The sequence below is a fragment of the Chromohalobacter beijerinckii genome (genome assembly GCF_023061185.1).
Taxonomy (GTDB): Bacteria; Pseudomonadota; Gammaproteobacteria; order Pseudomonadales; family Halomonadaceae; genus Chromohalobacter; species Chromohalobacter beijerinckii.
In genome coordinates, this window is the sequence record NZ_JAKGAK010000006.1 from 1 (window position 1) to 22,701 (window position 22,701).

The following is a 22,701-nucleotide window of genomic DNA, read 5'->3' on the forward strand; positions in this document are numbered from 1 at the left end:
CAGATACGCTACGCGCGCGAAGTCCTCGAGGTGTGCCGGCGCTTCGAGACCGCCTACGACGAGTGCTCGAGGATCCACCCGGCCTGGTTCTGGCAGGTGCTGATGGAGACCTTCTTCTATACCGGGATCCGCCTTAACCAGCTGCTACATATCCAGGCCGGTGACGTCAATCTGAAGAAGCGTATCTTTCGCGCCTCGGCCGTGGGCTCCAAGACGCACTCGGAAAGCGTGCTGCCGATTCCGGATGGCCTGTACCCACACCTCTATACCCTGATCGTCGCCGCCCACAACTCGGGCTTCAAGCGTCAGGACCAGCTCTTCAACGTGAACCGGTTCAGTCACCGGCATCGGCGCACGGACATGGATACCTGGCAGGTCGAGCACTTCTTCCAGGTGTTGTCGGAAATGACCGGCTACAAGCTGTCGCCGCACCGGTTCCGCCACTTCCTGGGAACCAGCCTGATGGAGAGTCCCGAACGCAATATCCACATTACCCAGAACATCCTCAATCACACCGACATCCGCACCACGATGGAGTACATCCATCCCGACATCGAAGCCATGCGGCGGGCGCTCAACGCCCGGCCACCGGTGTGAGGACAGGGCTCGGCGGGGGAGATGACCTCCCTCGTCATACCAATACATTAGTGGGTTGACAACTACCGGGAGGTTGGCCATGATTCAAAGCGCCAATGCAGAGCAGGGGGCAGTCAGGCACCGTCAAGCGGTCCCTCCCGCCATCACTGTCTTTTCCATGGTCCACACCGATCCGGTACAAGTCGGCTTTACATTTTGTTACAAACTGCAATTGACTTGTAATCAGTAGGTCCCGGGTTCGACTCCTGGTGTCGGCACCATAGCTTAGCGACTGATTCTAAAGGCTTTTTTAGCCTTGAAAGAAACCGCCTCTCAGGGCGGTTTTTTTGTGTGTGTCAACCAAGTGTCAACGACGCGAGCGGATTGAACCTCACGGCATCTTCCAAATGATTCGGCGCGAAGTACGCGTAACGCATGGTCATGGTCAGTGACTGATGCCCCAAGATGCGTTGCAAGACAAGAATATTTCCCCCGTTCATCATGAAGTGACTGGCAAAGGTGTGTCGCAGCACATGGTGTAGCCGCGCGCGAAATTTGGCACTTTGTTGCGCGAGATTTGGCACCGCCTTGATTCGCCTAGCTCTAAACCGCTCGCAGCGGATTTGGCACTCTGAAAACGTCATTGCCGTGCAGCATGCCCCCTCGTCCCTGAAGGGGTAAACGCACACTCTGATGCCCCCACCGCGTCTCGTTGAGATGTTTATCATTCCTTCAGCGTGGGTTAGAGAATACTTCCTCTAACCGTGCGCCTTAAGCCGCCAAACCGGCGGCGAAGATCATTAGGATCTACGCGCCGCCCATGACAGCACCAGAAAGCGCTCGTGATTTCCCAAAGGTCACAGTGCTGGCCATACTCTGCGAGCGTACAGCTGGCTACGGTATGGGCTGGCTCGCTCAATTGGCCTCGGTTAGTAACGCCATATCGCAAAAGAGTTCTTTTGCCGGTCTCAAGCTCCCTAGAGGCAAATATTGGTGCGCTAACGTCTTCACCATCTGGATTCGGATATCCCACTGCCGCATCGAAGATAAGACCATTCACCTCAACCCATGAGTGATCGAATAATTTGCCACTCGGTGCCTCAACTATCCCAATTATCAATTCGGGGGCTAATTCGACACCATGCATAGCCATGAACATCCCCGCTGAGGTGTCATGGCAAGCTCCTGTCCAACCATTGTCCTGGATCAATCTCAGCCATGTCTCGTAGACCTCCAAGATAAGGTAGCCCTTGTTGATCCCGATCGAAATTTCTCTTGCCTTTTCCAACCAGTGCTCCACAGCCATCTACTCCTCGTATTACCGCCTGTTCAAAACAGCCCCGCCGGCTCGGCTTCGACATCCCAACTGAAGATCAGCACCTCACGGGCTTCTTGGCCCTTGCCGCCGCCTACGGTGTAGCGGATGTCGGTGGTTTCGATGTGGTAGCCGACGAAAGTTTGGCGGATGTTGGGGGCGTTGAGGCTAATGATGGCCTCTCTGTCAGTTCCTCGTGCTACTCAATGTCCAATCTGGCGCTATAGCCTTGAGTTTGCCAGCAAGATTGGTCCATGTAGAACAACGTGTGCGCCCGCTCGTAGCGGCTGAATGCATTCCTGCCGGCCAGCTCCAGCTTAATGGTGGGGAGGTGGCCACGGCGGATGTGGCTTTGAATGACGCCTTCCTCGAGGCCGGACATTTGGGCGAATCGCTCGATGGTCATGACAGGCACGAAGGGCGGAATCTGGGGCGCTTTCGTTTCTTCCATGCTGTCACCTGCCTTTGTTTGTCTGTGTTAGGCTCTGAATGTCAGTAGTGAGGTATCCATATACCACGATCTTAATATAGTAGGATCTTGATACAGTGTCAAAGAGTGATGGCGAAAAAATTCGCGAGATCCGTGAGGCGGAGGGCATGGGCCGCCAGGAGTTTGCCGATCTGACAGGCATCAAGAAGCAAACCCTCATCAGCACGGAACAGGGGCGCATGGCTTGCTCGCTCAAGACGGTGAAGCAAGTGCTAGCGGTGTTTCCCCATTACACGATGTGGCTGATGCACGATCAGGTAATTGAAGACGCAGGCCAGATAAGCCCCGCCATAGAGGAAAAGCGCAAAGAACTTAAGCAAACGGGAACGGATACCGAATAGCCAAGCGGGTTGTGGATAATTGGTAGGCGTAGAGGGAGAGGGGCAGTGCACGATATAGTATTAGTAAGTTTTAAAAAATTAACTCATCATATTTATTGGCTCGTTGGGCTTTTCTTTGTTTTAAGCATTGGGTGGATTTGGTTGAAAAAAATAATAAAAAGTATAAATAAAAAAAGAGCAGAGGTAAGCTATGAGCAAAGTAGGAAATTTGGGTGAGAGTTATTTCAGGCTTTTATGTGAGCAAGCTGGGCTGACAGTAAATGGCTCAAATATTGACGAGAATGGCTGGGATTTTTTAGTAGAGTTTCCGTATAGTAAAAAAGCAAGCTAGGCGAAGCGCATTTTTCTGCTGTTGAGTGTAAGATTCAGGTGAAGTCAACAAATAATAAAGATAGAGAGCTGTCAGTTAAGCTGTCAAACTTAAGGCGCCTAGCCACAGCGCCATATCCGTCATTCTTTGTTTTTATGGAGTTTGATGGAAAAGCTGATGTGCAGGAAATCTTCATTTTACATGTGGGTGACGAGCTTGTTAGTAGAGTCGTAAAGAGAGTCTATGAGGAAGAAAATAAAGGTAATTCAGATAAGCTGCATAAAAAGAAAATTAAGCTAAAGTATAGAGAGGAAGAAAAGCTCGATGAGGTTACAGGAGTCGCCTTAAGAGATAGGTTGTTGTTTTTTATTGGCGATAATTTTCATACATATGTGCAAAATAAAAAAGATCATCTAGAGTCAACGGGTTATGAAAGCGGACGGTATGAGCTCAACGTTGAGTTTTCTAAGGACGATCTGAAAAAACTTGTAGAAATGTCAGTGGGACTAGGCGGCAAACTTCGTGCTGAAAAGCTTAAAGCAGTTGAGAAACGGTTTGGTATTCTTGGTTCTGAGCCTATTATACCTGAAGGAGGGGGCGATTTTTCACTTGAAAACATAAAGCCCACCGGTGTTGGTAAGGTGACATATAAGAAGAGTGAATTTTCTCCGGGAATAAGCTTCGATGCAGAGCTGTACACTTCTCCCTTTAATGGATTTGTGCCAGAAAAATTTCAGTTAGTGAGAATAAGTTCAACTTTTTTCGATTTGCTTATATATCCCTTTGCGCAAAAGTTTCAGCAACATTTTTATATTAGAGGCGATGAGGCTTGCTATGCTAGTGAGGCTAGAAATATTTATTCGCTTTTGTCGATGGCTTCAAAACAAGATTTTCTATACTGTGAATATGAGTTCAATGGAAAGAAAAGTCAGGCTTTAAAGGTCAGATGTGATGGTGTTGGTTATGGTTATGAGAAAGAGCTTGAGGTCGCTGAGTGCTTGTGTGAAGTTGAGCACCGCTATGGAATAGCCGATAGTGAAAAGACTTCTTGCAAAGAGATTTCTAGTCAGGCTGATAGCATAAGCTTGTTAAGCAAATTGGTGAAAGGGGAGGATGCTAGTTTTGATGTGAAATTCGAGGCAAAGAAAGATGAGGTGGACGGTAAATCCGAGTGCGCTTTTGTGTTTTTTGTTTGGATTAAAATAGCTAGAAGGATGATAGGAGTTATAGCTTATTTTAAAAATGAGCTTGTTGGTGAAAATGGAAATTATGAGGTGAATGGAGCAAAAATTGTTGTGGAGGATAATTTCTCTATAGATATTAATGATAGTGAGCAGAGAAAGAAATTGGATTTTGCTAGGAAAGATATAGAGCTACGGTACGAAAAAGATAATAAGGTATTTATCCTTGAAGGTAGTGGTGAGTCTTTTTGATTTTTTGCTACTTACTTGAGGGTAACGTTGCTAATTTGAAATATCAGTGACAACAAAGTGTCCACGCGGAAGACCGGCAAAGGCGCTCACAGTCCCAAGCGCCTTTCATAACTATCTGTTTTGTAAGGCAAAGGCAGTCAGAGTAAAATATTAGCTAAATCTTTTGACAAGAAGGCCCCGGGTTCGACTCCTGGTGTCGGCGCCATAGCTTAGCGACTGATTATAAAGGCTTTTTTTGTGTGTCCACATTTTGTCCATAGCGCTCGAAATGTTCCGGCGTGAAGCCGGGTATCATGTGCCAGACCATTACCACCAGATTGCGCTCTGATTGGCATTGCTAGCCCACCAGTACGATGAATCCGGTTTCCAGGTGACAGCGGTATTGATCGAGGGGGAAGTCGGTCTTGCGTGGTGTCATACCTTCTCCTTGCACGATGGCACTCCGACTAAAATAGACCATTGCGACAGAGAAAGGCGTTGGCGGGGACCAGACATAAATAAGCCCGGCCGAGGCCGGGCTGAGGACGTTGCGTCACTGCATGTCCTGTCGAGCTCCTTGCGACCTTTCCACACTTCCTTGTGCGCAGTGCTGAGCACCGAGGTCGTCTCCCTGCTCGACGGCGCCCACGGTGTCATAGTGAGCAGGTGGCTGGATTGATCTGAGTTAAATACCTGACAATTTTACTCAGATATTATCTGCCTCATTCTTTCGGGATAGTGCCAATGCTGACCCATTGTGTCGGCATTGGCTTACTAAAAAGACATCGGATATAGGTAAACGAGGCGTCTCTAATGTGTTATGTTTTGTAAACGTGAGCCATGGACGGCGAGGAACCTTCAAGGACGTCGCGATTCCATCGCGTAGTGGCTCACACTGCGTACGACGTTTTAGCCCTCCCATTGCGGAGGGCTTTTTTCTGCCTGGAAGGTGGTGAGCAGAGTCTTCCCACGCTTTTCTGCCTCTAAACGAAACAGGCCCATGCACGGGGCATGGGCCTGTTTTGACGCCTTTACTGCGCGGGAAAGCATTTAACGCTTCATGAGGGCATCCAGAGCGGCGTTCAGCGTAGCGCTGGGACGCATGACCTGGCTGGTCAGGTCATAATCGGGATGGTAGTAGCCGTTGATCTCTACCGGCTTGCCTTGCACCTCGGTGAGCTCTTTGACGACCTTGTCTTCGTCGGCTTCGAGCGACTTGGCCAACTCGCTGAACTGCTCCTTCAGCTCGGCGTCTTCGTCCTGAGAGGCGAGTGCCTGGGCCCAGTAGAGCGAGAGGTAGAAGTGGCTACCGCGGTTGTCGATTTCGCCGATCTTGCGTGACGGCGACTTGTTGCTGTTGAGGAATTCACCGGTGGCTTGGTCCAGCGTCTTGGCGAGTACCTTGGCCTTGGCGTTGTCGTACGCCTTGGCGAGATGCTCGAGCGATGCGGCCAGGGCGAGGAATTCACCCAGCGAGTCCCAACGCAGGTGATTCTGCTCCAGGAGCTGTTCGACGTGCTTGGGCGCGCTGCCACCAGCGCCGGTCTCGAACAGGCCGCCACCCTGCATCAGCGGAACGATGGAGAGCATCTTGGCGCTGGTGCCGAGCTCCATGATCGGAAACAGGTCGGTCAGGTAGTCGCGCAGCACGTTGCCGGTGACGGAGATGGTGTCTTCGCCCTTGCGGGTACGTTCCAGCGAGAAGCGCATGGCATCTTCCGGCGACATGATACGGATATCCAGGCCGCTGGTGTCGTGATCCTTGAGATAGGTCTCGACCTTCTCGATCAGCTTCGCATCATGCGCGCGGTTGGCGTCCAACCAGAAGATGGCGGGAGTGGCGCTGTCGCGGGCACGCGTGACGGCAAGCTTGACCCAGTCCTGAATCGGCGCGTCCTTGGTCTGGCACATGCGCCAGATGTCGCCGGCTTCCACGTCATGGCTGAACAGTTGATGGCCGTTCTCGTCGGTGACGACGATAGTGCCGTCTGCAGCGGCCTGAAAGGTCTTGTCGTGAGAGCCGTACTCTTCGGCCTTCTGTGCCATCAGGCCGACGTTGGGCACACTGCCCATGGTCGTCGGATCGAAGGCGCCATTCTTTTTGCAGTCGTCGATGGTGACCTGATAGATGCCGGCGTAGCAGCGATCCGGGATCACGGCCTTGGCATCGTGCAGCGCATCGTCGGCGCCCCACATCTTGCCGGAGTCGCGAATCATCGCCGGCATGGAAGCGTCGATGATCACATCAGAGGGCACGTGCAGGTTGGTGATGCCCTTGTGCGAGTTGACCATCGCCATCGGCGGACGCTCTTTATAGAGGGCGTCGATGTCGCTCGTGATCGCTTCCTGCTGCTCGCTGGGTAGCGACTGGATGGCGCTGTAGAGGTCGCCGATGCCGCTGTTGGGGCTGAAGCCGGCCAGCTTGAGGGCGTCGGCATGCTTCTCGAGCACATCCTTGTAAAATTCCTCGACCACGATGCCGAACATGATCGGGTCGGAGACCTTCATCATGGTGGCCTTCAGGTGCAACGAGAACAGCACGCCGCGCTTCTTGGCATCCTTGATCTCGCTGTCGATGAAGTTGCGCAGACGGCGGCTGCTCATGCGTGAGGCGTCGACGACTTCGCCTTCCTGAACCGCCAGGCCTTCCTTGAGGACGCTGGTGGTGCCGTCTTTCTGCTTGAGTTCGATCTTGAGCTTGCCGGCCTTTTCGATGGTGGCGGACTGCTCGCTGCCATAGAAATCGCCTTCGCTCATGTGCGCGACATGCGATTGAGAGTCGGCGCTCCATTCGCCCATACGGTGCGGGTACTTGCGAACGTAGTTCTTGACCGACTGCGGTGCGCGGCGATCGGAGTTACCTTCGCGCAGAACTGGATTGACCGCGCTGCCTTTGGCCTTGTCGAAAGCGGCCTTGATTGCCTTCTCTCCGTCGTTTTTCGGCTCGTCCGGATAATCCGGCAGCGGGTAGCCCTGGCTCTGCAATTCCTTGATCGCGGCCTTGAGCTGCGGGCCGGAAGCGCTGATATTGGGCAGCTTGATGATGTTGGCTTCCGGCGTCTTGGCCAGTTCGCCGAGCTCGGCCAGGTCGTCGCTGATGCGCTGCTCGTCGCTGAGCAGATCCGGGAACTGCGCGAGGATGCGGCCGGCCAGCGAGATGTCGCGGGTCTCGACGCTGACGCCGGCCGTGCTCGTGTAAGCGGCGATGATCGGAAGCAGGGAGTGGGTCGCCAGCGCGGGGGCTTCATCCGTGAGCGTATAGATGATCTTCGGCGTGTTGGACATTTGGATATTGACCTCTCTTGTCACAGCGGTTGCACGAATCTTCAGCAGTGCGGGTTGGCTGGGGCGATGCAAGTGCTTGCCGGCGATCTTGGGCAAGCCCCTCTCGTGCGGCGATGATGCCGTCCCCGCGAAAGCGCTTGGATCATCATGCAGATAGTGAATTCGGTTGGCCCATTATGGTGCCGGCGACCCAGCGGTCGTGCCAGATTGTACCAGTGCAGTGTTTGTTGCGCATATAGACTGTCGACAATCTTGTCATCCGAAGGCAGGCGCTTGTCGAGCCTGGCGACCGCTGCGAGACTCGCGGGCGTTGCGTCATGATAGTCGGGCATGGCTGGAAAGAGGGAGGCGATATGACATTTCTGATCGGCGTGGGCATACCATTGCTGGTGCTGGTAGGCGTTTGGTGGGGCGCACGGATAGCGCTCAAGCACCTTGTCGCTCGCGATCAAGCGACGCGAGAGCGCATGGCTTGGGCCATCGCTGCGGTCATCGCGGCACTGATTGCGGTGTATTTGTGGTTGCTGCTGACCATGCCGGTATTGCCTGAATAGGGCGGTTAGGGCAGTCGGAAAAAAAGACCCTATTGGTTCAAAACATGCCGGCGATTTGACAGAACGTTAAGTCTTGTCTAACTTTTAGATGTCGACGAGGACAACGGCCACCGGGATGTGGCGTCAGGGACTAAAGTTGTTCTCAACCGGCAGGAAGCCGGATGACGGTATTCATTGCGCCAGGAAAGGCAACGTGAATATCTGCGCTTTAGCGCTAATCCATAGGCATGGATGCTAACAAAAACGCTCATAAAGAATTTGAGCGTGCTATACAGATCAAATTCTGTACAAGTTATAAGGGCGAGGCTTCAGGGTCGCGCCCTTATTGCGTTTGAGGGCTGAACGGTACGGTAAGTACTTGCTGCCCATGAGGCTTGTTTGGCCACGCTATCCTGACTATCATCACGCGCCGTTGCCGGTGTAGCTCAGTTGGAAGAGCAACGCACTCGTAATGCGTAGGTCGGTGGTTCGAGTCCACTCACCGGCACCAGCCAGATATCTGCAGACCGCCGCCACGGTGTTTCCGGGCGGCGGTTTTGCGTCCTCGCCCCACGTGCTCGGCATTTCATGCCTGATCCTCTGGCATCCTGCCGGATTCCTCTGAAGTTTTTACCGCACGCTTTGCGGCACCTTCCGTCCTCTCCTAACGTTAAGGTTGGTCGAGCTGCCTGACACGGCTCGGCCCCACACGATGTTTCCTGATGGCGAGCGCCTGCCAGCGCCAAATGGCGTGCCTCGAGCGTCGCCCAAGAACGATGCCAGCCTTGACTAGTGAATGGTGAGGACAAGACATGGATGACCGTGAGCGCCTCAAGACTGAGGTTTCGTATTATGACCCCCAGCGACACCCCGAATCGCCGTCGCGGCGCCGCTTCCTGAAGACAGCGGGCGCCTCCGGGTTGGCGGTGGCCGCGGCGCCGGCATTGTCGTCGGTGAGCTACGCCGGCTCGCCGGACGACCCCGATACGCAGACCGATGCACCGCCCGCCGAGGGGAAACGGCGCATCACCCTGACCGTCAATGGACGTCGCCATCAGCTCGATGTCACACCCAATGTGATTCTGCTCGATGCGTTGCGTCACGGCCTGCAATTGACCGGCACCAAGAAAGGCTGCGATCACGGTCAGTGCGGCGCCTGCACGATCCTGGTCAACGGCACGTCCATCAATTCCTGCTTGAGCCTCGCCGTGACCCATGACGGCGATGAGATCACGACCGTCGAAGGGTTGGAGAAGAACGGCCAGCAGCATCCGTTGCAGCAGGCGTTTCTTGAGCATGACGCCTATCAGTGCGGTTACTGCACGGCGGGTCAGATGATGAGCGCGCTGGCAGTCCTGCAGGATGACGACATCGGTACCCGCGATGCCGACGTGCGCGAGGCGATGAGCGGCAATATCTGCCGTTGCGGCGCCTACAAGAACATCGTCGCGGCGATTCAGTCAGCTCGAGGCGCCGTGAAGGGAGGCCAGGCATGAGACATTTCGATTACGCCCGCGCCGAAAGCCCGCAACAAGCAGTCGCGGCGCATGGCAGCGATCGCGATGCCGCCTTTCTGGCAGGCGGCACCACGCTGTTGGACTTGGTCAAGCTCGATGTGATGCAGCCGCAGACGGTGGTCGACATCAACGGCGTCGATCTCGATACCATCGAGCGCCTCGACGACGGTCGGTTGCGCATCGGCGCGATGGTGACCAATACCGCGCTGGCGCGGGACGAGCGCGTGGTCGAGGATTATGCCGTGCTGTCCCAGGCCCTGCTGGCGGGCGCCTCGACACAACTGCGCAACAAGGCCACCACCGGCGGCAATATCATGCAGCGGGTACGCTGCCCCTATTTCCGCGATGGCGTCTCCGCCTGCAACAAGCGCGAACCCGGCAGCGGTTGTGCCGCTATCGAGGGCGTCAACCGCACCGTCCACGCCGTGCTCGGCACCAGCGACAATTGCATCGCTACGCATCCCTCGGACATGTGCGTGGCGATGGCGGCGATCGGCGCCACGGTCGAGGTTCAGGGGCCGGAAGGCACGCGCGAGATCGACTTCGGCGATTTCCACTTGCTGCCCGGTGACACGCCGGCCCGCGAGCATGCGCTCGAGCCGGGCGAGTTGATCACCCATGTGGTTCTCGACGCGCCGCTCGACGGCAACCGATCTGCCTATCTCAAGCTACGCGATCGTCAGTCCTATCAGTTTGCGCTCGCCTCCAGCGCGGTGATCGTGCGCATGGACGGCAACACCATTCGCGAGGCCCGGGTGGCCATGGGCGGTGTCGGCACCAAGCCGTGGCGGGCGCCGGAAGTGGAAGCGGCGCTCAAGGGCAAGACCGCCAGCGAAGCGCTCTTTACGGATGCCGCCAAGCTGGCCTTCGAGAAGGCCACGGCCTATTCACAGAACGGCTACAAGATTCCGCTCGGCCAGCAGGCCATCGTGCGCAACCTTTCCGATCTGACCGCCGCCTGATCGCCCGCGAGGAGAACCGACCATGAGCGACAAACAGCAAAGCATCATCGGCGCGGGCGTGCCGCGCATCGACGGGCCGGACAAGCTCGCCGGCCGCGCCAACTATGCCGCCGACAACCTGCCGCCCAACATGGCATACGGCTATGGCGTGTTCAGTACCATCGCCAAGGGCAAGGTGACACGAATCAAGGTCGATGAGGCGAAGCGGATGCCGGGCGTCATCGATATTTTCCATCATGGGCATTTCCCGTCGCTGTACCGGACGCCGTCGAGCTTCGTGCAGGGCAACAAGGTGGAAGAAACCCGGCTGCCGTTCGAGGACGAGCGTGTGTACTACGAGGGCCAGTTCGTGGCGCTCGTGGTCGCCGACAGCTTCGAGAACGCGCGTGCCGCCGCGCGCCACGTCGAGGTCGAATACGCCTCCGAATCGGCCGTCGCCAACCTCGCCCAGGGCCTCGAGGACAACGGCACGCAGGCGGGTGGCGGTCACTCGCGTGGCGATGCCGCCTCGGCCTTCGACAGCGCCGACACGACCATCGACGTCACTTACCACACGCCGGTGGAAACCCATAATCCGATGGAGATGCATGCCTCGGTGGCGTACTGGGACGCGCAGGGCAATCTGACCATCTATGATGCCTCGCAAGGGGTCGTGGTCGAGCGCAATGCACTGTCCAAGATCTTCGCCATTGCGCCCGAGCGCATCACGGTACATGCGCCGTATATCGGCTCAGGCTTCGGCAGCAAGTTGTGGACCTGGCCGCATGCGATTGCCACGGCGGCGGTTTCGCGTGAACTGGGCCGCCCGGTGCAACTCGTGGTGCCGCGTCAACAGATGTTCACCACCACCGGGCACCGTCCCGAAACCCGCCAGCGCATGCGCCTGGCGATCGACGGCAACGGCAAGTTGGTGTCGCTGCGTCACGAGGCGATCAACACGACCTCGTTCACCGATCAGTACGTGGAAACCTGCGGCAGCGTGACCAAGAGCCTCTACAGCTGTCCCGATCTGACGGTGAGCCATGCCACGACGCAGGTGAATCGCGGCACGCCGACCTCGATGCGTGCGCCGGGTGCGGCGCCGGGGCTGTTCGCGCTGGAATCCGCCATCGACGAGATGGCGTTGGCGGCGGGCGTCGATCCGGTGCAGTTCCGGCTCGACAATTATGCCGAGCGCGACGAAAGCCAGGATCTGGATTTCTCCAGCAACCACATCGTCGAGGCCACGAAACAAGCCGCCGAGCGCTTCGGGTGGCACGATCGCAATCCGCAGATCGGCAGCATGCGCGAGGGTCGTGAGATCGTCGGCTACGGCATGGCGGCCTGCAATTGGGAAGCGCTGAAGCGACCCTGCGATGCACGCGTGTCGCTGCGTGCCGATGGCACCGCCTTTGCCTCCTGCGCGACACAGGACATCGGCACCGGCACCTACACCATCGTGGCGCAGGCGGTGAGCGACGTGACCGGCATCCCGGTCGATCGCATCACCGTCAAGCTGGGGGATTCCTCCTACCCGGACGGCCCCATCTCCGGTGGCTCCTGGGCCACGGCGACGACCCTGCCGGCCATCGCCGGCGCGGCGCGCAATGCCCTCGACGAGTTGAAGCGCTACGCCACCGGCAGCAACGGTATTTTCGCCGAGGCCAGCGCGGACGATCTGAGTGTGGCCGATGGTGCTCTGCGTTATGACGGCAAGCAGGCGAGTTTTGCCGAGGTCCTCGATGCCGCGCGTTACGGCAGCGCCGATGGTGAAGCGCATACCGAGGCCGCCGACTCGAAATACTCCTATCGCTCCTTCGGTGCCCATTTCGTCGAGGTACGTTGGGACCCGGGCATCTCGCACCTGCGCGTGTCGCGCGTGGTCAGTGCCATCGATGTAGGCAAGGTGATCAACGAAACCACGGCGCGCAATCAGGTCGAGGGCGCCGTCGTCATGGGCGTGGGCATGGGGCTTTTCGAAGCCACCGAATACGACGAGCGCAACGGCCGTCCCGTGAACAACGACTACGCCGAGTACGTGGTGCCGGTACACGCCGACCAACCGGAGATCGACGTCATCCTGCTCGATTATCCGGACCTGGCGTTCAACGAGTACGGCGCGCGGGGTATCGGCGAGATCGGCATCACCGGGCTTGCCGCCGCCATCGGCAATGCGGTGCACCATGCCACCGGCAAGCGCATTCGCGAACTGCCGATCACCCTCGACAAGCTGATGGACGACGTGCCCCAGGCGCAAAGCGCCTGAGGCGCGTCGGCTGACCTCAGCGCCTCTGGGCTGCGTACCGTAATTTAATGATCTAAATGGAATATGGCTGGCTAGTATTGTGGTTACTTGCGGGCAGATTGATAGTCCGCTTCCTTTGGAGGAAAAACGAACTGGCTGGTAAGAGCGATGACTCCAATCGTTATTACCAGCACCATCAGAGCGAGGGGCAGCGTCAGGAAGTGGGTCAGGCCGCCGATGAAGGCTGGCCCCAGTAGGAATCCCGTATAGCCGAATGTAGCCGCCATGGCGATGCCCTGAGAAGTCTTCGCTGTAACCTGCCCTGCCATGCTAAAAGTCATCGGTACCACGTTGCTCATGCCCAGTCCGGTCAGTAGGAAACAGATGCAAGCCGTGCCAAGCGATGGTGCCCACAATACATAGGCCATGGCCAGACCGGCGATGAGAGCACCAAGCGATCCCACCCTCAGCCGACCATAACGCGTCACCGCCCGGTCGCCGCCAAGCCGGCCGACCGACATGCCGGCGGAGAAGGCGAAGAAGCCGATGGCGAAGCCGCTTTCCAGTACGCCTTGTAGGTAAATGCTGCTCCAGTCGGCGATGGCGCCTTCGGTGAACAGGGCGCAGAACGCCAGCAGGCACAGCCCGGCGAGTCGGGGATCTAGCTGCCGCCGTTTGCCGCAAGATGACGAGCACTCGTTGGCCAGCGGCGCCGGTGGCTGGTAGGCGCCTGACGAGGCGGCCAGCGATACGGCGACGAAGAGGGCGGCGATCGATAGCACTATGACTGGACCGAAACCGAAACCAGTGAGCACACCGGCCAACGCAGCGCCGGCGGCCCCACCGATACTCCAGGCGGCATGGAAGGACGACATTATCGGGCGATCATAGCGGTTTTCGATCAAGCTACCGCGGGTGTTCATAGCGACATCAAGGGCGCCGTTGGTGGCCCCCAGCAGGATCAGCGTGATCACCAACGTACCGATGTCCCGGGCTAGGCAGGGCAGGAACAAGGCCACAGCGAAGGCCAGCCCCAGAACTCCGCAGACCCGGTTAATCGGCCAGCGGTCACTCATGCGGGCTCCTACCCGCATCCCCAGCAGGGCGGCTGCCGCGAAACCAAACAGAGCCATTCCCAAGACGGCTTCTGAGATCCCGACGATCAGCCTTACCGGGGCGATTTCTATCGACCAGACGCCAATGCCAAAGCCGTTGCTGAGAAACGTTAGCGTGTTACGAAAGCGCATCTGATGCAGGTGGGCTTCGGTGGCCATGGTATCTCTCCGGAGCGTTGCCAGTTGATATTGTTTTTCGTATTTTGCACGAACGTGCAAAATAGCGCATTATCAGGCAAAATATATTCGACGAGGGTCTTATGCTAAAGGCTGAACGACATGCCTATCTCCTCCAACAGCTGAGTAAACACGGTCGGCTGAGTGCTATCGATGAGGCTGAGCAGCTGGGTATTTCCGAGGATACCTTGCGTCGGGACCTGCGCGAATTGGACGCTGCAGGAAGTTTGCAGCGTGTGCATGGTGGTGCAATTCCCAAGCCACCTGTTCCTGCAAGCTACGCTGAACGTCGAGGATGCGATCAGGCTCGAAAGTCGTCTCTTGCGCGTGTTGCGGCATCGCTCGTGAGTGATGGGGAAGTATTTTTCCTCGACGGGGGGACGACTGCCCTATGTATTGCTGAATCACTGCCTGTGAATCTTAGAGCTACCATCGTCACTAATGCGCCGGCCATCGCTGCGGCGCTCACAGACCATCCCAGGGTGGACGTATACATGGCTGGTGGCGCGGTGGCCAAGCGATCTGCCGTCACTATCGGGGCCGAAGCTACGGACTTTCTGCGTCGTTTTCGGGCTAGCCTGAGCTTCATTGGTGTTTGTGCTTTGTCGGCGGATACTGGTCTGACTATCCCTTTTCCGGAGGAATCGAGTACCAAGCGAGTGATGATCGAACAAGCGACGCGGGTCGTCGCGTTGGCCAGCAACGATAAGCTGGATATTGCCTATCCGTACATTGTGGCGCCGACGACAGCCATCACTGACTTGGTGACAGACTGTGCGGCCACGGAAGACCGACTTGCTCCCTATAAGCTGCGTGGAATCGTGATCCATCGCGGTGCTTGAGAGAAATTAGTATGTTGGATTCCGGCTCGGCGGGAGCCTGATGTCGATTCCGTCGCGTGACTGAGTTGGTCGCTTCGGGTACGGCAGAGCCTGTTGTGGGGTGTGGTTCTGAGCCAGGCGAGGCGATATGGGGGGGGGGTAGGGATTATTGGCCGCTCTCGAGGCCACGTTTGAACATAGTTAGCCAGTATAGGCACTCGTCGACGCTTTCTGGGATGCTGCGGCTCATGTCGGTCGCCAGGTCTTCGAGAGTGAGACGGGGAAGGCTGTCGTTTAGCAACGCCGAGACGTGTGCGAGCGTATCGGGCGCGGCAATCAGGCGAGCCCGCTCACCGAGTAGCTGCATGGCGGTAAGGATGATGTCGTAGCCATTTTCTTCGAGTATCGCTGTCCACTTGCCTTCATAGAGCGTCTCCATGTCCCAGTCCACACGACTGTAATGCTGGAAGAGATAGGCAATGTCCGCGGCATCCTTGCGACGGGTAGCGGGTATGCGTTCCGTCCAGGCGACGAGCTTCAATAGCGCTTGGCTCTCCAGGTTGGCCACTTTGACCTCAAGTGACGCTTGGCCGGTCAGGTGAACGCGATAGGCTGTGTGGCAGGCTTCTTCGAACCCCATTACCGACATTTCGATCACACCTTCGGGTGGCCAGCCGATGTTGACGTCCTCGTCAGTGACGCCACCAAAAGGGATGATATCGACGACGCAGCCGTTGAGAGATCGCAATTCATGTGGGGCGCGTCCTTGCTGATAACCTCTGTCGAGCAGAGCCGCGTGGATCCGTCGAAACTCTTCCCAACCCTGCACGTAGATGGCGAAGTCGATATCGGCGGTGGCACGACGTACTGGTGCCCCGTAATGGTGATGAAGGATGAGATCCCGAGCTTTGGCGCCGATCAAGACGTAATCGATGCCGAACTGCTTGGCCAGAGCACTGACATCGTTCAGCGCGGTATGAGCCACCTCATCAATAGGCGCTGAAATGGTCAGCGAGATAGCGTTCATCCAGAATCCTTGCGATTTCGGCATTGCGGGGATCGCCACTGCGGATCAAGTCCGCATAGGCGAGCAAAGGGTGGGCCATGGCGAGCTCTTCGTCGTCTGCCCTCCAAAAGCGTTCCATGATTCGAACATTGGCTTCGACACCTGCTGGGGGCTTCCTCAACCGATATTGTTGCATCAGCTGGGGTAGATTTTCTCTGGGCAGGAAGAGTGTGGCCACTTGCGGCGTCAAGTGACCACTGAAAAAGGCTCCGGCAATTTCCCCGCCCCACGCCGCGGCGAAACGATCTATGTCGCGCTCTCCCCACCAATCAGTGGTCTCGCCGTGGAATTCGCCGATCAGTATCTTGGGGGCGAGTTTTTCGCAGTAGCCGACGACCCAGCGCTCCATGAGCTTTCTTGGTTCGATGATCTTGCGTCTGCTACGACCCATCGTCGCCACTAAGCCCCCGGCTTCGAGTGCCTGGAGGACGTTGGCGACGGTGCCATGAGAAACGCCCGTTCGCTCGGCGATTGCGCGCACCGAGGCGTTCATCAGATCGGGAACGATCAGCAGATGATAGACAACGATGAGACCTTGGCGTTGAAAGGCTCGCTGGGCTGCATGCGATTCTTCCTCCCTTGCGAATATCGCTGGGCGATTGTTACCTCGAATCAAAATCTTAAAGTCAGGCCGGTCAATGAAGGCATTGCCAGCCGTATCGATGAATTGGATGCCTTGGGCTTGCAGCTTCTTGGCAGCGCTGGCGTTGAGGTAGTCGGCGATAAGGAGGCGACCGGGGTTGCCAGCTAAGTGGTATGAAAGCGCCGGTATCAGGTGAGCCGCCCAGCGTTTTACCTCGCCGGGGAAGTGCTGGCCACCCAGTTCGACATTGAGGCCCTCTTCTTGTGGGCCGTTTGGGACGGAGCTGAGTGAGGCGCTCAGCCCTGTTTCGCGTTGGAAGGCGGCAGTGGCCGCTTCTGCGATCTCCCACTCCAATGAAGTTGTCATTTTGTCCAATAATTTGCGATGTCTATTAATAATGTACGCTTGTAAAAATTGGACAGCAAGACGCTTCTTATTGGTTAATACGGCACTTGGGCGTCAGTGTTGCGAATCTCGAACTGCAGGTCTGCGGGCGTATCGATGTCCAGCAGGATGCCGGGGTCATCGACATCGATTTCTTGGTAGCGTTCGGGGTGCTGGTGGATGAGTTGCCGCGCCCCGCTATCCCCGTCCAGGCGCGTGAGCGCCGGCCAGAAATCGCGTCCGAACAGTACCGGGTGGCCGGGGCGGCCGGCATGCCGGGGGCGAATTATGTGTTCGGTATCGGCCATGTGCTGCACGCGGCGCAGCGTGTCGGCGCGAATGGCGGGCATGTCGCCGAGCAGTATTGCGGCTGCCTGAACGTCGGCGAGTGACGGGTCCCCTGCGAGCGTCGCGAAGGCCTCGGCCAGGCTGGTGCCCAGCCCGCGCTCGGCGTGTGCGACACCGATCACGGGCGCGTGCTCGTCCAGGCCGAGATGCGCTGGCGTCTCGGTGTCGCGCAGCACCACGCGACAGTGAGTGAAGGCCTCGGCCGCATGCGCGAAGGAAGCGTTCAGCAGCGTCTCGCCCTCTGCGAGCAGGGCGCGGCGCTTGTCCTGCTCTCCGAAACGCCGCGAGCTTCCGGCGGCCATGATCACGGCGACTACGCGCTCACTCACGGTAACCACGCGCTTACAGGGCATCGCGTGCCTTGCCGCGTCGCACGCGCACGATATCGGCCATCACCGCCAGCGCGATCTCGGCGGGTGTCTTGCTCCCGAGAGCCAGGCCGATGGGCATGTGCAGACGTGCGATCTCTTCCTCGCTGAGGCCACCGGTGCGTGCCAGGCGCTCGGCACGGGCCGTCGAGGTGCGTTGCGAGCCCATGACCCCGATGTAGAACGCCGGCGTGCGCACGGCCTCGATCATGGTCAGGTCATCCAGGCGCGGGTCGTGGGTCAGAGCGACGATGGCCGTCGCCGCGTGGCTCGCGCCCGAGGCAATGAAGGCGCTGGGCAGCTCGCGTCGCGTGCGTACCCCGGGAAGCGCCACGTCTTCCCATGCCTCTTCGCGCGGGTCGCAGACGATGACCTCGAAGCCCAGCGAGCGCGCGAACTCGGCGCAAGCGATCGAGACCGGCGAGAGACCGGCCACGATCAAGCGCGCCACCGGCCCCAGGCGCATTTGGGCTTGGCGCTCATCACGCGTTACCCGCGGACCTTCGTTGTCGTCATTGGCAAGCGTTGCGAACCCAGTGACGAGATCGACCTCGCGAATGGCCGGGCGCTGTCCACGCAGAACGTCGTACAAGGCCTCGAGATGCGAGACATTTTCACGCGTCGGCGGCAGTCGCTCGATCAGGACGTCGAGAATGCCATCGCAGGGCAGCGTCACCGACGGTCCGTCGGCATGCCCGTCGCCGTAGCGCAGCGTGGTGATCGGCGCCCCGAAGGCGCCCTGGGTCAGGCGCTCGAGGAAATCCTCCTCGATGCAGCCGCCCGACAAGGAACCTGCATGGCGGCCGTCCCCGCGCGCGACGAATAGCGAGCCCGGCTCACGGGGCGACGAGCCGAACGTCGCCAACACCGTGCACAGCCAGACCGTTTCACCGTCGCGGGCCCAATCAAGCGCTCGCTCGATGACCTGCAAATCCAAGTGTTGCATGCTCAGTACGCTCACCCGTTATCGTGTTGCCTCGCGCCGGAGTGTCGACGACGACTGACCGGTGCTTCGAGGCATTCGTGTCATGGGGCCACTATATCGTGCATGAAGTGTCATGTGGGGATGGACCTGCCGGCTAGCCAGGTAGCAGGCGTCATGCCATTGCATGAAAATGCCGCATGCGATGCGTGGTTCACCTGACGCCATGGCACTCTTACAGGATTCGGGCTTCCTCGAGATCGGCATGCACCATGACATTGGCGCCTTCCGGTAACAGATAACGTGCGCCGCGATTGAGCGCATCGACATGCAATGCGAACCCTTGGCATTCCACACGGTAGCGAATCACGTTGCCAAGCAATCGACGCTGGACGATGACACCGCCACAGCCGGGGCCGAGATTAGAAGTCATCGTCGGGTCGTTGATCTCGTCCGTCGTACTTTTCAAGTAGAGCGCCTCCGGTCGAAAGACGACCTGGGCGGCGTCCGCTTCATAGCCTAGTAGTGACGACGCTTGCTGTGCATCGAGGCAGTTGTAGGCGCCCATGAAACCGGCCACTTCTTGGCTCTCAGGGCGTGTGTAGAGTGCTTCTCCGTCGCCTTTTTGCAGGATGTTTCCCTTGCCCATCAGGAAGATGCGGTCCGACATCATCAGCGCCTCTTCCTGATCGTGGGTCACGAACAGCGTGGTGAGTCCCAGCTGTTGCTGAATATTGCGAAGCTGCTCGCGCAGGTGCTGGCGGATGCGCGCATCCAGTGCTGACAGTGGCTCATCCATCAGCAGAATGCGGGGCTCGAGGACCAGCGAACGTGCCAGCGCCACGCGCTGCCGCTGTCCACCCGACAGTTGATGCGGATGCTTGTGTGCGTGCGTCTCGAGTTCCACCAGCGACAGCGTTTCATCGACCCGCTGTTGGCGCTCGGCGCTCGGCACCTTGTGCATGCGCAGGCCGAAGGCGACGTTGTCGAAGACCGTCATGTTGGGGAACAAGGCATAGTGCTGAAATACCATGCCGATGCCGCGTTTCTGCGGCGGTAGATGGGTGATGGTTTCGCCATCTACTTCGACGTGACCGGCATCGACCGCCGTCAGTCCGGCGATCGCGCGCAGCAATGTGGACTTACCGCAGCCCGAGGGGCCGAGCAGCGTGACGAACTCGCCACGCGCGATGTCAGCCTCGATCCCTTCGAAGACCGATGTCGTACCGAAGCGCTTGGAGAGTCCCTGCAGGCGCAGGTAGCGCGAATCGGCGGAAGGGGGCTCGGCCACGAGGCTATCGGAAACGGTGGAACGCTCGGCCACGGCCGTTTCAGGTGAAGCGGGCGTTGCATCGGGCGTGGAAAGGGGAGCAGGAGCGGAACTCATGTGTCGCCAGCCTCCGGAGCGGTGATTTCTCCCCGGCCGTTGCCCAGCCAGGTGAGAATCAGGATGAACACGAACAAGGTGATGACCAGCGCGCTGGTGAAGTGCCCGCTTTCGCGACGCACGTTGAATAGATAGATCTGCAGCGTTTCGAAGCGCGTACCTACCAGCATGTTGGCGAAGACGAACTCGCCGATCAGAAACGAGAACGACAGGAAGATCGCGATGCGAATGCCCAGGCGCATATTGGGCAGGATGACGTTGAAAAACGCTGTCAGCGGGCTGGCCCCCAGTAACTGTGCGGCTTCCATCAGCTCGTTGGCCTCGAAGCTTCTCAGACTGTTGATCAACGAGCGGTACATGAACGGCAGCGCAATCGAGACATAGGTCAGCATCAAAATCCACGGCGTGCCCACCAGCGGCAGCGGTCCGCCGGCATAGAGCTGTAGCAGACCCACCGAGGAGACCACCGGTGGTACGGCGAATGGCGCCAGTATCAGCACGTTCATCCAGCGGTCCAGCCGCGGGTAACGGGTATGCGCCAGAAACGCCACGGGCAAGATCAACACCAGCGACAGCATTAGCGCGCCGGCCACCACGAACAGCGAGCGCCCGAATGCGGCGATAAAGCGCGGCGTCGACCACAGTCGGGCCAGCCATTCCAGCGTCAGCCCATCCGGTAGCAGCGTGGCGCCCCAGCGAGTGGAAACGGCGTAGAGCAGCGTAGCCAGCAGTGGCAGGGCCAGCGCCGTGAAGACGGGAATGGCGATCCAGACATGCAGGCGCAAACGACGCGCTGGCGATGTCGTGGGTCCGTCCCTGGCTGGCATGGCCGTGGACCGAGGCTCAGTGATCAGTGACATGATGGCTCCGGCGCAGCAGACGCTGTTGAACCAGTGTGATCGTTGCCAGCAATCCGACCAGCAGCAGTGACAGGGCACTTGCAAGCTCCGGCTGCAGGAAGAGGTCGCCCGCGACCAGGTTGGCGATGCGAATGGTCATCAGGTTGTAGTTGTTGCCGACCAGCGCAAAAACCGTAGCGTAGGTGCCCACGGCGTTGGCCAGCAGAATGGTCAGCGTGCCCGCGATGCTTGGCCAGAGCACCGGGAGGCCAATGTAGCGCCAGTAGTCGTGGCGCCCGGCACCGAGAAGGCTGGCCGACTCGCGCCACTCCGCACGCAACGCGCCGAAGGCGGGCAATAACAGCAACACCCCTAGCGGTACTTGGAACCAGGTGTAGATGATCATCAGGCCGGAGCGCGAGTAGAGGGAGAAGTCCTCGAACAGTCCTATACGCTGCAAGGCCAGCGTCAGCGCGCCATTGGCGCCCAGCAGGATGATGAAGGCGAAGGCCAATGGCACGCCGGCGAAATTGCTGGTCATGTTGGTAAACGCGATCAGCAAACGGCGCCAGCGTCCCCCGAGGCGGGTCAGGCTGTAGCAGGTGAGTACGGCGATCACGATGCCGACGAGGCTTGAAACGATGGCGATTTCCAGCGTGCGCCACATTGCCTGGCGGTAGAACGCCGAGGCGATGATTTCCTGAAAATGCGCCAGGCCCCAGCCGTCGCCGACGCGAAAGGCGTTGATCGCCACGAACACCAGCGGCGCCAGCTGAAACGCGGCGAACACGACGAAAAACGGCACCACGCACAGGATGGCCGGCGAGATGAACCGTCGCGCGGTCATTGCTCGATGCCCTCATGATCGTACGGTGCGATATGCGCTGTCTGTACGTCAGGGCGTTCGAGTATCTCAGGAGCAAGCAATGCCTCATGGTACGCCTTGGTATGCTTGAGCCCCATCAGCGTGGCGAGCGTGCCGCAGAGTTCGGTCTGGCGCAGGCCGTCGAGGCGCTGATTGGTAAATCCCTCACCCAGCGTCCACAGCGGAACATGGCGCTCTTCGGGCAGTGTGCCCGAGTGCGAGCGGTCGGCATTCATGCCGTGGTCGGCGGTGACCACGATCTGGTAGCCGGCCTCCCGCCAGCGTGGCAGGTAATCGGCAAGTGCCACGTCGGCGTGACGGGCCGCGTTGCGATATTGCGATGAATCCGCACCGTGGCGATGGCCGGCATCGTCGATGTTCATGCTGTGTACCAGCAGGAAGTCCGGGTCCTGCAGTTGACGCAGCATCTCGGCATCGCTGAACAGGTGATCATCGGGATAATGATCGCGCCAGTAGAAAAGCCCGGCCTGAATGGCACTCTTCTCGTTTTGGTGAAAGCGGTGACGTGTGCGATCGAACGGCGCCTCGAGATACAGCTCACTGACCCAATGATAGGCTGCCGCTGCGGTTCTTCGGCCCTGTCCGACGGCAAGGTCGAACAGGCTGACTTCGTGAGAGCGGCGCACGATCTCATTGTGGACCACGCCGGAATCCACTGGACGACGCCCGGTCAGCAAACATTCGTAGAGTGGCCGCGACATGGCGGGCAGCTCGCAGTCTAGCGAGTGATAGGTGGCGCGGCCGGCTTCGCACAGCGCAGTGAGATACCCCATGGCGTGGTGGCCGACGGCATGGTTAAGGCCGTCGAGAACGACCAGGATGATGCGTTGGGACATGTGA

Annotated in this window: 20 protein-coding genes, 1 tRNA gene and 1 pseudogene; 9 read left to right on the forward strand and 13 right to left on the reverse strand. The window is 58.4% G+C overall.

Annotation, left to right across the window (positions count from 1 at the left end):
* Positions 1-597: site-specific integrase (locus L1075_RS06855; RefSeq protein ID WP_246941008.1), on the forward strand; the 597-nt coding region annotated here is incomplete at its 5' end.
* A 335-nt stretch (positions 598-932) separates the two neighbouring features.
* Here L1075_RS06855 and L1075_RS06860 read toward each other — a convergent pair.
* From L1075_RS06860 to L1075_RS06870, 3 genes and pseudogenes are all read right to left on the reverse strand, one after another.
* Positions 933-1,121, reverse strand: a pseudogene (locus tag L1075_RS06860) (tyrosine-type recombinase/integrase); the annotation flags it as partial.
* Between the two features lie 197 nt (positions 1,122-1,318).
* Positions 1,319-1,882 carry a hypothetical protein gene (locus tag L1075_RS06865; RefSeq protein WP_246941011.1) on the reverse strand — a complete coding sequence of 188 codons (564 nt, stop codon included), beginning with the start codon at positions 1,880-1,882 and terminating at the stop codon, positions 1,319-1,321.
* 208 nt (positions 1,883-2,090) lie between these two features.
* Positions 2,091-2,342 (reverse strand): hypothetical protein, encoded by a 252-nt coding sequence (locus L1075_RS06870; RefSeq protein ID WP_246941014.1) that lies wholly within the window; start codon positions 2,340-2,342, stop codon positions 2,091-2,093.
* Between the two features lie 95 nt (positions 2,343-2,437).
* On the opposite strand from L1075_RS06870, the gene L1075_RS06875 reads away from it, so the two are divergent.
* Together L1075_RS06875 and L1075_RS06880 are read left to right on the forward strand one after the other, a co-directional pair.
* Positions 2,438-2,722, forward strand: a complete 285-nt coding sequence (locus L1075_RS06875) for a helix-turn-helix transcriptional regulator (protein ID WP_246941016.1) — start codon at positions 2,438-2,440, stop codon at positions 2,720-2,722.
* 369 nt (positions 2,723-3,091) lie between these two features.
* Positions 3,092-4,465: a hypothetical protein gene (locus L1075_RS06880; RefSeq protein ID WP_246941019.1), complete on the forward strand. Its 1,374-nt coding sequence runs from the start codon at positions 3,092-3,094 to the stop codon at positions 4,463-4,465.
* A 1,029-nt stretch (positions 4,466-5,494) separates the two neighbouring features.
* Here L1075_RS06880 and L1075_RS06885 read toward each other — a convergent pair.
* Positions 5,495-7,729 (reverse strand): NADP-dependent isocitrate dehydrogenase, encoded by a 2,235-nt coding sequence (locus tag L1075_RS06885; protein WP_246941227.1) that lies wholly within the window; start codon positions 7,727-7,729, stop codon positions 5,495-5,497.
* 353 nt (positions 7,730-8,082) lie between these two features.
* Here L1075_RS06885 and L1075_RS06890 point away from each other — a divergent pair, with 353 nt between their 5' ends.
* From L1075_RS06890 to L1075_RS06910, 5 genes are all read left to right on the forward strand, one after another.
* Positions 8,083-8,283 (forward strand): hypothetical protein, encoded by a 201-nt coding sequence (locus tag L1075_RS06890; RefSeq protein WP_246941022.1) that lies wholly within the window; start codon positions 8,083-8,085, stop codon positions 8,281-8,283.
* A 414-nt stretch (positions 8,284-8,697) separates the two neighbouring features.
* Positions 8,698-8,773: transfer RNA gene (locus L1075_RS06895), tRNA-Thr, on the forward strand.
* 301 nt (positions 8,774-9,074) lie between these two features.
* Positions 9,075-9,758, forward strand: a complete 684-nt coding sequence (locus tag L1075_RS06900) for a (2Fe-2S)-binding protein (RefSeq protein ID WP_246941025.1) — start codon at positions 9,075-9,077, stop codon at positions 9,756-9,758.
* Complete coding sequence (locus tag L1075_RS06905; protein WP_246941027.1) at positions 9,755-10,741, forward strand: FAD binding domain-containing protein; 987 nt, start codon at positions 9,755-9,757, stop codon at positions 10,739-10,741. The genes L1075_RS06900 and L1075_RS06905 overlap by 4 nt, the downstream gene beginning before the upstream one ends.
* 22 nt (positions 10,742-10,763) lie before the next feature.
* Positions 10,764-12,986: a xanthine dehydrogenase family protein molybdopterin-binding subunit gene (locus L1075_RS06910; protein WP_246941031.1), complete on the forward strand. Its 2,223-nt coding sequence runs from the start codon at positions 10,764-10,766 to the stop codon at positions 12,984-12,986.
* 83 nt (positions 12,987-13,069) lie between these two features.
* Here the strand turns inward: L1075_RS06910 and L1075_RS06915 are convergent, their stop codons facing one another.
* The gene (locus L1075_RS06915) at positions 13,070-14,239 is read right to left on the reverse strand and encodes an MFS transporter (protein WP_246941034.1); all 1,170 of its coding nucleotides are present in this window, start codon (positions 14,237-14,239) and stop codon (positions 13,070-13,072) included.
* A gap of 101 nt (positions 14,240-14,340) precedes the next feature.
* Here L1075_RS06915 and L1075_RS06920 point away from each other — a divergent pair, with 101 nt between their 5' ends.
* Positions 14,341-15,099, forward strand: a complete 759-nt coding sequence (locus tag L1075_RS06920; protein WP_246941037.1) for a DeoR/GlpR family DNA-binding transcription regulator — start codon at positions 14,341-14,343, stop codon at positions 15,097-15,099.
* A 145-nt stretch (positions 15,100-15,244) separates the two neighbouring features.
* Here the strand turns inward: L1075_RS06920 and L1075_RS06925 are convergent, their stop codons facing one another.
* The 8 genes from L1075_RS06925 to L1075_RS06960 form a co-directional block, all read right to left on the reverse strand.
* Positions 15,245-16,105 carry a nucleotidyl transferase AbiEii/AbiGii toxin family protein gene (locus L1075_RS06925; protein WP_246941040.1) on the reverse strand — a complete coding sequence of 287 codons (861 nt, stop codon included), beginning with the start codon at positions 16,103-16,105 and terminating at the stop codon, positions 15,245-15,247.
* Positions 16,068-17,093, reverse strand: a complete 1,026-nt coding sequence (locus tag L1075_RS06930) for a type IV toxin-antitoxin system AbiEi family antitoxin (RefSeq protein ID WP_082021206.1) — start codon at positions 17,091-17,093, stop codon at positions 16,068-16,070. Before L1075_RS06930 ends, L1075_RS06925 begins: the two co-directional genes overlap by 38 nt.
* A 74-nt stretch (positions 17,094-17,167) precedes the next feature.
* Positions 17,168-17,788, reverse strand: coding sequence for a nucleotidyltransferase family protein (locus tag L1075_RS06935; protein WP_246941043.1), 621 nt, complete (start codon positions 17,786-17,788; stop codon positions 17,168-17,170).
* A 13-nt stretch (positions 17,789-17,801) separates the two neighbouring features.
* On the reverse strand, positions 17,802-18,773 hold the full coding sequence (locus L1075_RS06940; RefSeq protein ID WP_246941046.1) for an XdhC family protein: 972 nt from the start codon (positions 18,771-18,773) through the stop codon (positions 17,802-17,804).
* A 211-nt stretch (positions 18,774-18,984) separates the two neighbouring features.
* Complete coding sequence (locus tag L1075_RS06945) at positions 18,985-20,136, reverse strand: ABC transporter ATP-binding protein (RefSeq protein ID WP_246941049.1); 1,152 nt, start codon at positions 20,134-20,136, stop codon at positions 18,985-18,987.
* Positions 20,133-20,996: an ABC transporter permease gene (locus L1075_RS06950; RefSeq protein ID WP_083632635.1), complete on the reverse strand. Its 864-nt coding sequence runs from the start codon at positions 20,994-20,996 to the stop codon at positions 20,133-20,135. The genes L1075_RS06945 and L1075_RS06950 overlap by 4 nt, the downstream gene beginning before the upstream one ends.
* The gene (locus tag L1075_RS06955; RefSeq protein WP_075367987.1) at positions 20,980-21,822 is read right to left on the reverse strand and encodes an ABC transporter permease; all 843 of its coding nucleotides are present in this window, start codon (positions 21,820-21,822) and stop codon (positions 20,980-20,982) included. The genes L1075_RS06950 and L1075_RS06955 overlap by 17 nt, the downstream gene beginning before the upstream one ends.
* Complete coding sequence (locus L1075_RS06960; protein ID WP_246941052.1) at positions 21,819-22,697, reverse strand: alkaline phosphatase family protein; 879 nt, start codon at positions 22,695-22,697, stop codon at positions 21,819-21,821. Before L1075_RS06960 ends, L1075_RS06955 begins: the two co-directional genes overlap by 4 nt.
* Between the last annotated feature and the right edge of the window lie 4 nt (positions 22,698-22,701).